Raw genomic sequence first — 14240 nt, 5'->3', positions numbered from 1 at the left:
GACAGCCGTCGTGTTGCCCGGGCAGCTACGGATTCGGATATGGCAGGGTTCGAGGCACGACCTTGAGGGAAAAGTCGATATAGCGATGCTCGGCCGGTACCGTGTTGTGGCCGACCCACTCGCCGCTGCGGGTCCACACGGACTCGTCCGGATTGATCGTCATGCCGCCGGCGGGCAGACCCTGCGTCATCTGGTCGGGTCGGTTGCGCGGGCCATCGCAGAGCGTCAGCGAATGATTGATGAACTCGGATTCGCCGGTGTCGTAGGTTCTGACGGCAAAGGCCGAATAGACGCTGCCTTCCAGCGACTCCGGCGACCTCTCCTCATGCTTGCGAGTGCCATCGGTGCTTGCGACATCGAGAGTCCAGTTGCCGGACATCGGCGCATCAAAACCCACTTCAATGCAGGTGCCGTCGCCGTCCGGCATGGTTCCATCGCGGGTGGGGACGGACAGCGTGATCCCCCGCAGCTTGCCGCTGGCCTGCACGGTTTCCTTCGTGGTGATGGTTTCGCCGTGTACCACGGCACGCCCGGTGCGCAGGCCCTTCAGGCTCACCGTGCCGGACGCAGGGGCGGGAAAGGGAGGCAGTTCGTCTTCGCGCGCTGGATGGAACATGTACTGGTTGTAGCCGAACTCCTTCCATGTACAGGCGAGCAGGTCTGCGGAGCCTTGGACGAGCGCGTGCATTTCGGTTCGATTGCTTGCGGTGCCGTCGTTGTCGTTGAATTCGTTGAGGTAGTCGACGCGGTAGCGCAATTCCACGTGCACCTGGATCAGGCGCGCAAAGGGAACAAGCGCGCCGGTTTCGGCATCGACCGAACTGCAGGCTTCCGACAGGTCAGGGCTGTTGGCGGGGTTTGCCGGTGGTGCTTCCCCGGCATCCTGCGGTTGCATGCACGCGGCGAGGGGAACGGCGAGCAGGATTGCCAGCGTGACGAGCTTGTTGCGTTTCATCCGATTCCATTCGTACCGAGGTCGAGGCGGGCGGCGCAGATGATACGGGAACAGGGCGCGGCTCGTTGACCCGCATTTCGCGAACCGGCAATCAGGATGCAGGCCTGAGCCGGCGGCGGCTTGAGGTCTCCGGAACAGGAACAAGGGGACGAAGGCAATGAGAGCTCCTTGTCCTGTCCTTGTTGATACTCCCCCCTTATCTGCATGGCCGGGGAGCGGCGGGCAGCGCCCGCCCTGCCCGTGACGCGCCGGGATACGATGGGCCGCAACATCCGACGCGACAGGACAACGACATGGCCAAGGTCACCGGACTGGGCGGCATCTTCTTCAAGTCGCGCGATCCCGCCGTGCTCGCGGCGTGGTACGCGAGACATCTCGGCCTGGATGCCGAGGCATGGGGCGGCGTGCGCTTCGACGAGGACGAACAGCGGCCCGGCTACACGCTGTGGTCGCCTTTCGCGGCCGCCACCAGCTACTTCGGCGCGGGCCCGCAGTCGTACATGATCAACTTCCGCGTCGACGACCTCGACGCGCTGCTGGCGCAATTGCGCGCCGATGGCGTCCAGGTGGACGAGCGCGTCGACGAAAGCGAGTTCGGCCGCTTCGGCTGGATCACCGATCCCGAAGGCACCCGCATCGAACTGTGGCAACCGCCGGCCCAGGCCCCGACGGCGGCTTGAAGTTCGCCGCTGCCGCCGGCATCTGGACAGGACGTGCTGCTGCACGCCATCTCGCCGCGTCTGCCACGCGACGTCCGCTTCACCCAAGGAGACATCCATGAAGCTTTACAGTTTTTCCGGCTCGTGCGCGCTGGGCGCCAACATCGTGCTCGAATGGATCGGCCGGCCCTACGAATTGCAACTGCTGCAGAAGAATGATCTGGCGAGTCCGGCGATCCGCGCATTGAACCCGAACGGCCAGGTGCCGATCCTCGTCGAAGACGGCTGGGCGCTCAACGAGAACGCCGCCATCCTCAACTACCTTGCCGACAAGTTCCCCGCCGCGAAGCTGGGCGGCGAACCCACCCCGCGCGGCCGCGCCGAGGTGAACCGCTGGCTGGCAATGATCAACTCCGACGTGCACCCGGCGTTCAAACCGCTGTTCGGCGCCACCAGCTACCTTGGCGACGAGGCGATGATCGAGAAGAGCAAGGACGCCGCGCGCCAGCAGCTGCGCACCTGGTTCGAGCGGCTGGACAAGCACCTGGAAGGACGCGACTGGCTGGCCGGCGAGCGTTCCATTGCCGACCCCTACCTGTTCGTCACCCTGCGCTGGACCCACGCGGTAAACGTCGACCTTGGCGGCCTCGCCAACTTGCAGGCATTCGAGCGACGCATGCGCGCCGACGCCGGCGTGCAGCGCGCGCTCAAGATGCAGCAGCTCGACCAGGCCCAGGGCTGAACAGCCGCGACGGGGTTGCCGTGAAACGGCCCTGGCGAGCACCCGGCAGGGGCCGCCGGGATGGCGGCAGCGCGGCGAGGGGTATTTCCTGCGCCGCCGTCATTTTCGTCCGTCTCTTCGGAAGCGTGGCGCGTGTCTCGCAGGGCGGATAGATGCCCGCGCCGCGCATCCGCAACGTGGATGCCGAGTGGTTGCCTCAGGCCGCCGCAATCTCGACCGTCACGTGCACCAGTTCCTCGTGGATGGCCAGTTGTTGGCGGACTTCCTCGGCGCTGATCGGCGTGGTGGCCACCAGACCGAGGATGCAGGCGTAGCTGTCGCGGCCGACGCGCCAGACGTGCAGGTCGCTGACCGCCGCCGTGGCGAACTGATCGCGCACCACGTCGCGGATTTCATCGGCCACCGGCTGGTCCATCTCGGCGTCCAGCAGGATCTTGCCGGACTCGCGCAGCAGGCCGAACGCCCAGCGCGCGACCAGGATCGAGCCGACGATGCCCATCACCGGATCGAGCCAGGCAGCACCGTATAGCTTGCCGCCGACCAGCGCGACGATGGCCAGCACGGAAGTTGCCGCGTCCGCGATGACGTGCAGGTAGGCCGCGCGCAGGTTCACGTCATGATGATGGTTGTCGTGCCCGTGGCCGTGATCGTGTCCATGCGCGTGCCCGTGCGCGTGGGGGTGCTCGCCCTTCAGCAGCCATGCGCACAGAAGGTTGACGCCCAGGCCGAGCACTGCGATCAGGATCGCGTCGTCGTAGTGGATCGTGGCGGGCACGAACAGCCTCTCCAGCGACTGCACCATCATCAGCGCGGCAACCACGGCGAGCAGCAGGGCGCTGCTGTAGCCGCCGAGTATCTCGATCTTCCAGGTGCCGAAGGCGAAGCGGCCGTCCTTCGCGTAGCGCCTGGCCAGCGCATAGGCCATCACCGAAAGTCCCATCGCCAGCGCATGCGAACTCATGTGCCAGCCGTCGGCCAGCAGGGCCATCGAGTTCAGCCAGTAGCCGCCCGCGATCTCCACCACCATCATTGCCGCCGTGATGTACACCACGCGCCGTGTGTTGCGCTCCGCCTTGGCGTCGACGTGGTTGAACTGGTGGCTGTGGGTGAATGCGGAGACGTCGGGGGCGGGCATGCTGCGTGCTCTGGTCATATACTCCCCCGCAGTATATGACGGGAGGCGGTCGCCGTGTCGCACATCCAGGAGAACCGCAAGAAGCTGGTTGCCCGCGTGCGCCGCATCAGCGGCCAGCTGGCTTCGCTCGAACGCGCCATCGAAGGCGACACGGAATGTGGCGCCGTGCTGCAGCAGCTGGCAGCCGTGCGCGGCGCGGTCAACGGGTTGATCCTGCAGGTGATGGAGGGCCATCTGCGCTCGCACGTGGCCGGCCGCGGCAGCAGCAAACGGCAGGACGAACTCCTCCCGGTACTGGCGGTGTTGCGCAGCTACCTCAAGTAGCGGCGGTGCCTGCAACGGCATTTGCGGGCACCGAAGGACAGACCGTCATCGGCGGGTCTGATGGCCAGGTGCGGCAAGCCGGATTCGACCGCCTCGCCGCCTGTCGCGATTTCATGCGTTTCCGCAAGCTTTTGCGAATCAACCACTTGCATGCGTTTTTTTGACGGCTGCACGGATTATTCGCCGCCCCCGCGTGTTAGCGTCGAGGACTGGCGAGGCCAGGGATTCGTTGGGTGGGACCAGGGCCGCGTCACGGGATTCCGATTCGTCAATGACCGGAATTTTTCTGTTCGCACCATCAACCTCGGGGATCAACCATGCAGATGAAGAAGACTTCGCTGTGTCTGGCAATGGGGGCAATCTGGGCGCTGGCGTCCACGGTCGCAGCGGCGGCCGGCGTCGACTCGACGTGGAAGACGACGGCCACGCATGCGCACGTGCCGGCCGCGTCGGTGAACATGAGCAGCCTGGTGGCATCCAGCATGCCGCTGCACGTGCAGGTGACGCTGAAGATCCGGAACAAGGGTGCGCTCGACGATTTCATCGCCGCCGCACACAACCCGGCCAGCCCGCTGTTCCGCGCCAGGCTGCAGTCGAGCGACGTGGCCGCGAACTTCCTGCCGAGCCAGGCGCAGGCGCAGGCCGTGGCCGATTACCTGAGCCAGGCCGGCTTCAGCCACGTCAGCATATCGGCCAACCGCCTGCTGGTTTCGGCGGACGGTACCGCCGGCAATGCGGGGGCCGCGTTCGGCACGCGCTTGGTCAAGGCCACTGACGAGCACGGTCGCGCCGCCTTCGCCAACATCGACGACGCCAAGGTGCCGGCGGCACTGGCCGACGTCGTGCTGTCGGTGAGCGGCCTGCAGACGGTGACGCATCCGCACACCATGCTGGCCAAGGCTTCGACGCAGGGACGCGTGGAGAAGGGCCGGCCGGGCGGTGGTGGCGGCGCGACCCTGGTCGGCCACAACCCGACCGCGTTTCCGACCATCTACAACGTGGGCGGCACCCCGACCGCTTCCACGGTCACGGTGGGCATCATCAGCGATGGCGACATGACCCAGCCGCTGAAGGATCTCAACCAGTTCACCAGCACCAACGGCCTGCCGGCAGTGAACACGCAGGTGGTGACGGTGAGCACGCCGGGTACCGACACCAGCGGCACGCCCGAGTGGGATCTGGACAGCCAGGACATCGTCGCGATGTCCGGCGGGGTCGGCAAGCTGATCTTCTACGCGGCCAACTCGCTTTCAAACAGCGATCTCACCGCCGCGTTCAACAAGGCGGTGAGCGACAACCAGGCACAGGTCGTCAACGTCTCGCTCGGCGAATGCGAAACCAGCGCCTACCAGGACGGCTCGATGGCGGCGGATGACCAGATCCTCGCGCTGGGCGTGGCGCAGGGCCAGACGTTCTCCATCTCGACCGGCGACTCCGGCTCGAACGAATGCACCAAGAAGCCGACCGGCACCACGCCGAGCTACCCGGCCAGTTCGCCGTACGTGGTGGCGGTGAGCGGTACGTCGCTGAGCACCGGCGCGTCGAACAGCTGGGTGAGCGAGACACTGTGGAGCGGCGCGGGCGGCAGCCCGAGCACGGTCGAACCGAAACCGAGCTGGCAGACCCAGGGCGGCGGCACTACCCGCGACGTGGCGGATGTGGCCTTCGACGCCGACCCGAACTCGGGCGCGATCATCATCGTCAACGGCAGCAACGCGCAGTACGGCGGCACCAGCCTGGCGGCCCCGCTGTTCGCGGCCACCTGGGCCCGCATGCTCGCGGCGCATCCGGCGCTGGGCTTCGCCGGGCCGCACCTGTACAGCGTGTCCACCGCCAGCTATCACGACGTCACCTCCGGCAGCAATGGCGGTGAGACGGCGACGGTCGGCTGGGACTACGCCAGCGGCTTCGGCAGCGGCATCGTGAGTGCGCTGAACGCGGGCCTGTAAGTTCCGTGTTGCAACTGCGAGGGCGTCCGTCGGGAGGCGGGCGCCCTCGTTGCGTCCGGATGCTTTTGCAGTCGAGGGCAAAAGCGGTCGATCGCCTTCGGCGACCGAGCCACTGTCTTTTTGCGTGGCCAAAGACAAGACGACCAGAGAGAAGGCCCGTGGCCCGCACCATTCAAAGATCCAGAACCGCGCCGCCGCAGCACGCCGGCCGCTACCTTCTCTGTTCGACTGCCTTCGCCCCGGCTTCCGCTACGTGGCTCTCTTCGGCCACTCAGTCGATGTAATTCACCTGAACCCCGGTGCGCCGGCTGAACTGCGCGGCGTTGGCCTGGACGGCGTTCAGTTGGGCGCCGCATTCCTCGCGCGATATGTGCACGGTTCGCACTTGCGCCGGGATCATGCGCACCCGCCGGAAGATGTGTGCCTCGATCAGCAGATGGTTTTCCGCGCTGTCGGGCCGCGGATTGCCGTTGCGTGCGGAGGCCAGCAAGTCGGCCACCAGGGCTTTTGCATTGGTCAGGTGGGTCGCGCTGGGGTTGGCCTGGTACTGCGATCGGGTCGCCAGCAGGATCGCGCCGCCGAACGTGTTGAAACTCACCTGGTAGAGCTTGCCGCGATCGGCCTTCGCCTTGAAGCCGCTGCCGTTGGAGACCGGCGTGAAGGTGTCCATCGCAAAGTAGATCGCGTCCTTCTTGAAGCCGTCGTCCAGCTCGAACACGCTCTTGCCGTACCCGGTATTGGCGCCATGCAGTCGGCGGCCGTAGTTCAGCGCCGCAAAGACCTGGGAGTCCGCCGCCGCGCCGGGCGCATGCACATGGTTGGGGGAGTAATGCATGGTGGCCGGCGCCGTGGTGCCGCCCTGCTTTTTCACGTGCGGCAGCACCAGGCCGGCAGCGCCCACCTGGGTCTTGCCGTCGGCGAACTGCCCGTACAGCGCGTGACGGTCGGCCTTGGCCCGCACATGGGCCGGGTTTTTCGGGTCCTGGTTGGCGGTCAGCGCCGCATCGGTGCCATGCCGATCCCACATGGTGATGTATTCGTCGAAGCCGGGCCCCGTGCCGAACCAGCCGGTCGCACTGAAATTGATCGTCAGCGGCGCCTGGTTGGCCAGGTTCTGCAGCGGGGTCACCACGTTGGCCTTGAGCTCCTGCAGCAGGTCGGTTCCCAACCCGACCTCGCTCTTGCCGCCGAGCACGCCACCGACCTTGCGCACCAGGCCACCCGCGGACTTCACGCCGTTGCGCAGCACCAGCATCGTGCGCCAGCGATCCTTGATCTTCTTTGCCTTGCCGCCGAACGCTTCGCCCCACAGATCCCAGTCGTCGATGAGCTGGAAGATGTCGGCGGCCAGCGTATTCGCCGGCCAGTAGCTGTCCACCTGCGTGATCCGACCGCCCACAAAGGTCTGTGCCGCAGCACTGCGCCATTCTCCGCTCATGGAATTCCCCCGGGTAAAGTGACGAAACGGCCACCCTCGCGTGGCGCTGGCGGGCACCACTATCAGCCCGGCGATGGTACGCCGATCAGCGCCCGGTGCGTACGCGGCAGGCGCGTCGCGGCCGCGCCGTAGTGGCCGTTCCGCGGTGCTCGTTGCGCGTCCGCGCGAAGCTTCCCCGGGCCGGGCCTTGCTGCTTGCGCGTCACGACGCCGGACGACGCCTGCGCACCTGCCGCGCCACCGGCACCAGCGCCAGCAACGCCACCACGGCAAAACCGGCACCGGCGAGGAAGGTGGCGCGCGAGCCGAACGCGTCCCACAGCGCGCCGGCCACCACGCTGGCTGCCAGCAGGGCCAGCCCGCCGACCAGGTTGAACATGCCGTACGCCGTGCCGCGCAGATCGGCCGGCGCGGCGTCGGCAACCATCGCCGCCAGCAGGCCCTGGGTCATGCCCATGTGCAGTCCCCACAACGCCACGCCCAGCGCCAGCCCCGCCAACCCGCCGACGAAGGCCAGCGCGAGATCCGCCAACACCAGCACCAGCACGCCCAGCGCGAGCAGCGTGCCGTGGCCGAAACGATCGGCCAGCACGCCGACCGGATAGGACGAGAGCGCATACACCACGTTCAACACCACCAGCACCAGCGGGATCAGCACCAGCCCCAGGCCCAGCTCCTGCGCGCGCAGCACCAGGAAGGCCTCGCTGAAACGGGCCAGGGTGAACACCGCGGCGATCGTCACCACGCCCCAGTACAGCGGCGGCAGACGTGCCAGCTCGGTGCGCGACAACGGCGAACGCGCCCGCCTGCTTTCCCGGTCGCCCGGCGCATCGCGCACGCCGAACACCACCAGCGCGAACGCGGCAAAGCCCGGCACCACCGCGAACCAGAACACCAGCGGGATGTTGTCGGCGGTCAGCCACATCAACGCGATCGCCAGCCCCGGGCCGAGGAACGCGCCGGTGGTGTCGAGCGACTGGCGCAGACCGAACGAGGCGCCACGCAACTCGGCCGGTGCCAGGTCGGCGATCAGCGCATCGCGCGGCGCGCCACGAATACCCTTGCCGACACGATCCACGAAGCGCGCCGCGACCACCCAGCCGAGCGTGCTCGCCAGCGGAAAGACCGGCTTGGTGCACGCGGCCAGCCCGTAGCCGATCGCCACCAGCAGCTTGCGCCGGCCGAGCCAGTCCGACAGCGCGCCGGAGAACACCTTGGTGATCGCCGCGGTGGATTCGGCGATGCCCTCGATCACGCCGACCGCGAGCGCCGAGGCACCAAGCGCGCCGACCAGGTACACCGGCAGCAGCGCGTGGATCATCTCCGAGGAGGTGTCCATCAGCATGGAGACCATGCCCAGCGCCCAGATGCCGGCCGGAATCCGGCGCAGCGCGGACGGCGTCTTCGCCGCGGCGTGGCGGGGTGTTTCCGGCTGCAGGCTCATCGCGGCGCCTCCTGGGAACTCGCGGGCGGCTCAAGCCGCCCGACGCCCGGGCAGGGTATAGCCGAAAGCGTGGCCGTGCTTGCCAGGCCGAGGCTCGCGGTCCGCAGGCAAGGGTTTTCGTCTGCAGGGTGCAGCCGGGTCGCCTTCTATCCGGTATGGCCGGGAGAGGTTGTCGTCGCGTCGCGGCCGCGGCGCGAAATGGCAAAGCCGGCCCGAAGGATGGCGGGCCGGACGTGTGGAGCGAAAAGAAGGCTGCGCGCCAGGCGCTTGCCGATATCGCGCAAGCGCCTGGCGCGCAGCCCCGACGGCGGCATCCATGCCGTTGCCTCCATTTGGCCTGCCGTCAGCTGGTGATCTCCAGTGCGAACGAGGCCGTCTCCGCATAGTCGTAACCCTGGATGCGGCCGCTGCCGGTGAAGTGCTTGGCGTACACGTGCAGGGTCACGCTGAAGGTGCACTTGCTCAGCACGACGCTGGGCACCTGCGTGGTGTCGGTCAGCATGGTCTGGAACGTCTCGCTGCCGGAGGACACCGCGCCGCCGGTCTCGCCGACGTCGGTATGGTTGTTGCCGCCCGACGGTGCCGGGCCGAGCGCACCGCTGTTGCCGTTCAGGCCTCGCTGCCAGCCGATGCCGTAGTGCCACATGAACGAATTGCCGTCGCCGTTGCCGGCGTGCTCGACGCCGTGCAGGTGGTAGGCGCGGAAGCCGATGGCGAAGGTGCTCGCCGCCGGGCCCGTCATGAACTGGCACTGGCTGGTGTTGGCGACGCCGTTCTTGCGCAGGTCGACGATATCGCCGCCCACCGGCGTGTTGTCCACCCAGAACACGTGCGCCGCGTCGGCGAACGGCACCGGGTCGGTATCCACCGCGGACATCCAGCGGCGGAATTCGAACGGTTGCGCCGTGCCCGGCCCGCTTGCGCCGTTCGGCTTCACCCGGTTGCCGGCGGCATCGAACACTTCGATGACCAGCATGTACTTGCCGTCGGGGAACTGGCTTTGCGCCGTGTTCCAGCCCTGGTGGAACTGCCCGCTCAGGTAGCGGTGGTCGGGAGAGCTCCAGTACGGCACCTTGAACAGGTCGCTTTCCGCGCCGACGGTGGCCGGGCCCAGCAGTTCCGGTGCGCGCACCACGTCGCCGGGAATGTCCACCAGCTTGTCCCAGGTGACCGAGTCGTTCAGCACGATCGGCGCACCGACCGGCGTGCCGGCATCGCTCAGCGCAAACACCTTCAGGCGGTAGTACTTCACGAGCGGCTCCAGCTCCGGCGAGAACCACAGGCGCAGGCCCAGCCCGCCGCCCCACGGGCAGTCCGGCGCGTACGAGGTGGTGAAGGTGCCGTCGTCGGCATCCAGCGCGCCGACTTGCGACACCCCGGTCTGCACCGGGAAGTTGAAGTGGAAGCTGCCATAGCTGCCGACGTGCTCCAGCATCACGAACGGCAGGTTGCCGTTCGGCGGCGGCTCGCCCGGGCCGTCGGCGCAGACGCGCGCCTGCGGATCGTAGCTGTGGATGTCCGCCGTGCTGCCGGCGGCGAAATACTGGTGTGCGGCCAGCCCGTCGTAGACGACGTGCCAGGCGCCGTTGATCATCTGCCGCACGCGGTAGGCGTAGGTCGTGACGCAATGCTCGTGCGCCAGGTGGAACGGCGGGCGCAGGTAGCACAGGTCGAAACGGCCACCGGGCTGGATCATCGTCTCGCCGACCTTGCGCACCGAACAGTGGCAGAAGATCGGGTACAGGTACGGGCGCGCCAGCACGTACTCGCGCGCCGCATCTTCCGGCATCGCACGCAGCGCCAGGAAATCCTGGTGCAGGTTTTCCGGTGGCGTGGCGGCAAGATCGAACGCCGCCTTGCGCTGCTGGATGTCGCGCGCCGCGGCACGCAGCGAACGCGGGTCGAAGGGCGCCGGGTCCGGCCCGGGGATCGGGTCGGGGATCGGGTCCGGCAGCGGTATCGGCAGCACCGCGAGAATCTCGCGCAACCGGTCCAGCAGGTCCGGGATGCGGAACCAGCGGCAACAGCATTCGCGTTCGTAGACCTCCACGACGCCGTCGCACAGTGTCTCGCAACGCAGCGGGAAGCGCAGATGCGGGCGCAGCTCCGCGGTGATCGGCTTGATGCGCGCGACCTGGGCCAGCGCGTACATCGGCTGCAGACGGATATCGTCGAGCAGGTCCCAGAACCACGGCCGGCATTTGCTCACGGTGCCGCTGACGCACTGGAAACGGAAGTGGAAGCGGTTCCAGATATCCGGCCCCAGCACCAGTCCCTGCTTGCGCCACAGGTCGACCTGCTGCGCCACGCGGTAGCGCGCCAGGCTGTCCGTCGGCAGCGTCCTGTAATCCTCGACGTCCGGTCCGAACGCGATCGCGCTGGCCTCGCCCGGGTCCAGCCGCAACAGCTTGCCGTCGTAACTGCCCAGCTTCCTGATCGGGCGGCCGCTGACGTCCACCTTGTACGCCGCAAAGCGCGGCGGCTGCTGTCCATCATCGAGTCCGACAAAGGTGACTGTCAGATCCAGCGGTTTTTCCTTTTCATTGCGACTGGCCATCGTGATCTCCGTGAAGCCTTGGCTGAAGACAGGTGTGTGGTGGCGCCCGTCCCGCGGCATCGGTGCGATCGCGACGCGCGGAACGGCGATGGCCGGCATCGGATTCGCGATGCCGCCATGACGATGGATGAGCAAGCCGTGTGCCACGGCCTTGCATGCCGCGCGGGCGCGCCGCGCCTGCGCCGCGACGCCGCACGGCGCGGGCGCATGGGGCAGGGGTGACCCGGTTTCGATATGCGCTGGGTGGCGCGTTACCCGCGCGGTACGCGCGATGACTGCACGGGGTTGTGCCCCGCGGGTTCGGCTTCAGGCACGTCATCCACGCGCTGGAAACACAAACCGTCTACCCTTGGTTGCGCGTGCGCGAAGACGTGGCGCACGCGCTGGAGCAGCATGGATTTGCGAGGCGCCTGCCGAGGCCCATGCACGAACCCGGAAGAAACGCATGTCCGTTGAACGAGGTGATCACGTCGCCAACTGGTTCCAGGCCGGCGGACAGAACTACGCCAGATTCCGCCCGGAGTACCCTCCGGCGCTGGCCGCCTTCCTGGCGCAGGCCGCGCCCGACACCCGCCTTGCCGTCGATGTCGGCTGTGGCAGCGGCCAGTTGACGGCGCAGCTCGGTGCGCACTTCGACGCCGTGCTCGGCCTCGATCCCAGCGTCGACCAGATCGCACACGCGCCAGTCAGCGAACGCGTGCGGTATGCCCAGGCCGCCGCCGAACACCTGCCCGTGCCCGATCGCAGCGCGAGCCTGGTGACTGCCGCGCAAGCCGCCCATTGGTTCGACCTCGCCGCGTTCCATGCCGAGGTCCGGCGCATCGCCCGGCCCGGCGCCCTGCTGGCGTTGGTCAGTTACGGCGTGCCGAAACTGGACGAGGAGCTGGATGCGTGCTTCCTGCGCTTCTACCGCGAGGGCATCGGCCGCTTCTGGCCGCCGGAACGGCAGCTGGTCGACCGCGGCTACGCGGACCTCGACTTTCCATTCGCGGAGTTCCCGCCGCCCGCGATGGCGATACGGAAAACATGGTCGCTCGGCGAGCTCATGGGCTACATCGCGACCTGGTCGGCAGTGAAACATGCCGTGAAGGAAGGCCATGGTCAGCTGATCGAGCGTTTCTCGACGGAGCTGGCCGCGCGCTGGGGCGATCCGGAAACGCGACGGCCGGTGACCTGGCCCATCAACATGCGCACGGGGATCGTGTGAGCCTGTCGAAGGGGATGGAAACATCCAGCGGCTCCGGATGCGCCCGGAGCAGCGCGGGCATTGCCCGGCAGTTTTCCGTCACCGTCGCGGACATCACGTTCACCATCGCGGTTTCCGACATGGGCGTTCCCGCGTGCCTGCAGGAGCGCACCTTGTGCGTTGTGCGCGATGCTCTTGCTCGTGACACCCCAAGGCGAAGAGCGGTCGATCGTCTTCGGCGACCGAGTCATTTTTCTCTTGCGTGGCCAGGAGAACCGCAGCCAGAAGAGAAGGCCGCCCCGCTTGGCGCTTGCCGGCCTCCTGTCCGGCAAGTCCGTGAGCCGGGGCCGGGTTTTTCGCCAGGGCCGACCTGCTCAGATCGCCAGCCAGACGTAGCAGTAGAGCGTGTCGTTGTCCCTGGCGTTGCGCGCTGCGCCGTCGACGCCGTGCACGCGCCCGCTGAAACGGTTGAACCAGGTGTATTCCAGACCCAGCCGCACGTTGGCCCAGGGTTGATGCCACGAGCCGGACTGGCCGAACGGGCTGTAGTCGAACTCGACGCTTTCGCCCTGGGTGTTCGGCGAGCCGTCGTTGCCGTAGAGCGTGACGTCCCTGCTGCCGTTGTCGACGAACGACGCCAGGGTCACGCCGTAGGTGTGGCGGTACCAGTAGCTGCCCTTGAGGTTGAGCGACTGCAGCGTGTCGTGCAGATGGTTCGATCCGCCATCGCCGTAGGTGGCATCCAGGCGCTGGCTCTCGTGGACGTACAGCCCGTCGACGGTGACGACGTGGTCGCCATTGGCGTACATGTAGCTGGAATCCACGCCGAAGTCGCGGAACCGGTCGGTCGGCCCGGGCAGCGCGACCGCGTCGCCGACTGCGTTGGGGCCAGCCAGTCCGCGGCGCATGTCCAGCATGAACCCGCCGAGGGAGAGGCTGCCAGTGGGCAGGTTCCACGTGTAGGCCACCCGCGTGTATGGCGTGACCCCGCTCAGGCGGCCGTCGTAGCCGGCATTGACGTGCCGCAGGAACGCCGGCGACAGCGAGCGGTAGCCGCCAGCCTCCAGGTACCACGCGCCGTCCAGTTGCACGTAGGCGCTGGCGCCGATCACCTGACCGCCCAGGCCGCCGAACAACATCGGCTGAGCCGGGGCGCCGGGCGCCAGATCCGCCGACATGTACGGGTACATCCACGCCGGCGCGGTGTTGAACACGTCGCTGACGGTGGGGTTGTTGTTGACCGAGATGCCCCAGATGCCGCTGTGTTTGCCATGGCTGAACATGCGCGCATAGCGCCAGTCCACGTTGTCCCAGCCGAGCAGGCCGCCGTTCTCGGAGTAGGTCGCCTGCGCGAAGACGCCGGTGTGCTCGCTCAACCGCCCGGCCAGAAACACCGACGCCTGCTGCAGCTCGGTGTTGTCGTTGGTGCCGAAGCCCTTGGCTGGAGCTTCCGCCTGGGCTTTCTGCGTGTGCGTGAACGACTCCACCAGCATCGCCGAAAGCGGCACGTCGGTCTGCTCGCCGACTTTCATGGTGTAGCCCATCAGCTTGAACTGGCGCCCGAACTGGGTCAGCTCCGGCCCGAAGCCGCCCACATGGCAGGCTACGCACGGTTGCTGCGTCTGCCGCGCGTACGAGGGCACCGCCGATGCCGGGGTGGGTATCCCCAGCCATGCGAGCGCGATCAGCGCGATCCAGCGCGGTGGTCGGGCGAAGGCAGTGAACCGGCTCGCAATAAGGCTGTTCCGGCAAGCGTTCATGACATGCTCCCCACGATTCCAGTGTGATGGCTGGATACGGGGGCAGTCTTTGCCGATCGGATGCCCGCGATATTGACGTCCATCAAACGCCG

At 67.4% G+C, this 14240-nt stretch carries 11 protein-coding genes; 5 read left to right on the top strand and 6 right to left on the bottom strand.

Features of this window, described 5'->3' with window-relative positions; all coding sequences use genetic code 11:
- Positions 1–25: 25 nt before the first annotated feature.
- Positions 26–955, bottom strand: coding sequence for a hypothetical protein (locus ACVCMB_RS08455; protein ID WP_447106645.1), 930 nt, complete (start codon positions 953–955; stop codon positions 26–28).
- Positions 956–1248: 293 nt separating this feature from the next.
- On the opposite strand from ACVCMB_RS08455, the gene ACVCMB_RS08450 reads away from it, so the two are divergent.
- Complete coding sequence (locus ACVCMB_RS08450) at positions 1249–1635, top strand: VOC family protein (RefSeq protein WP_447106644.1); 387 nt, start codon at positions 1249–1251, stop codon at positions 1633–1635.
- A 97-nt stretch (positions 1636–1732) separates the two neighbouring features.
- Positions 1733–2356, top strand: a complete 624-nt coding sequence (locus ACVCMB_RS08445) for a glutathione S-transferase family protein (protein ID WP_447106643.1) — start codon at positions 1733–1735, stop codon at positions 2354–2356.
- A gap of 196 nt (positions 2357–2552) precedes the next feature.
- Here ACVCMB_RS08445 and dmeF read toward each other — a convergent pair whose 3' ends face one another.
- Positions 2553–3491, bottom strand: a complete 939-nt coding sequence (gene dmeF / locus ACVCMB_RS08440) for a CDF family Co(II)/Ni(II) efflux transporter DmeF (RefSeq protein WP_447107151.1) — start codon at positions 3489–3491, stop codon at positions 2553–2555.
- A gap of 54 nt (positions 3492–3545) precedes the next feature.
- On the opposite strand from dmeF, the gene ACVCMB_RS08435 reads away from it, so the two are divergent.
- A complete protein-coding gene (locus ACVCMB_RS08435) occupies positions 3546–3815 on the top strand; it encodes a metal/formaldehyde-sensitive transcriptional repressor (protein ID WP_447106642.1) in 270 nt (89 codons plus the stop codon).
- Positions 3816–4138: 323 nt separating this feature from the next.
- A complete protein-coding gene (locus ACVCMB_RS08430; RefSeq protein ID WP_447106641.1) occupies positions 4139–5764 on the top strand; it encodes a S53 family peptidase in 1626 nt (541 codons plus the stop codon).
- Between the two features lie 271 nt (positions 5765–6035).
- Here the strand turns inward: ACVCMB_RS08430 and ACVCMB_RS08425 are convergent, their stop codons facing one another.
- From ACVCMB_RS08425 to ACVCMB_RS08415, 3 genes are all read right to left on the bottom strand, one after another.
- On the bottom strand, positions 6036–7202 hold the full coding sequence (locus tag ACVCMB_RS08425; RefSeq protein WP_447106640.1) for a hypothetical protein: 1167 nt from the start codon (positions 7200–7202) through the stop codon (positions 6036–6038).
- Positions 7203–7403: 201 nt separating this feature from the next.
- Positions 7404–8645, bottom strand: a complete 1242-nt coding sequence (locus ACVCMB_RS08420; protein ID WP_447106639.1) for an MFS transporter — start codon at positions 8643–8645, stop codon at positions 7404–7406.
- 343 nt (positions 8646–8988) lie between these two features.
- A complete protein-coding gene (locus ACVCMB_RS08415; protein ID WP_447106638.1) occupies positions 8989–11202 on the bottom strand; it encodes a hypothetical protein in 2214 nt (737 codons plus the stop codon).
- A gap of 445 nt (positions 11203–11647) precedes the next feature.
- Here ACVCMB_RS08415 and ACVCMB_RS08410 point away from each other — a divergent pair, with 445 nt between their 5' ends.
- Entirely contained in the window at positions 11648–12409 is a 762-nt protein-coding gene (locus ACVCMB_RS08410) for a class I SAM-dependent methyltransferase (protein ID WP_395120052.1), read from the top strand.
- Positions 12410–12762: 353 nt separating this feature from the next.
- Here ACVCMB_RS08410 and ACVCMB_RS08405 read toward each other — a convergent pair whose 3' ends face one another.
- Complete coding sequence (locus tag ACVCMB_RS08405; RefSeq protein ID WP_447106637.1) at positions 12763–14148, bottom strand: cytochrome C; 1386 nt, start codon at positions 14146–14148, stop codon at positions 12763–12765.
- Positions 14149–14240 lie beyond the last annotated feature (92 nt).

This window comes from Rhodanobacter sp. UC4443_H10, from assembly GCF_052978325.1.
This window is presented reverse-complemented; position numbering and strand designations above follow the sequence as displayed.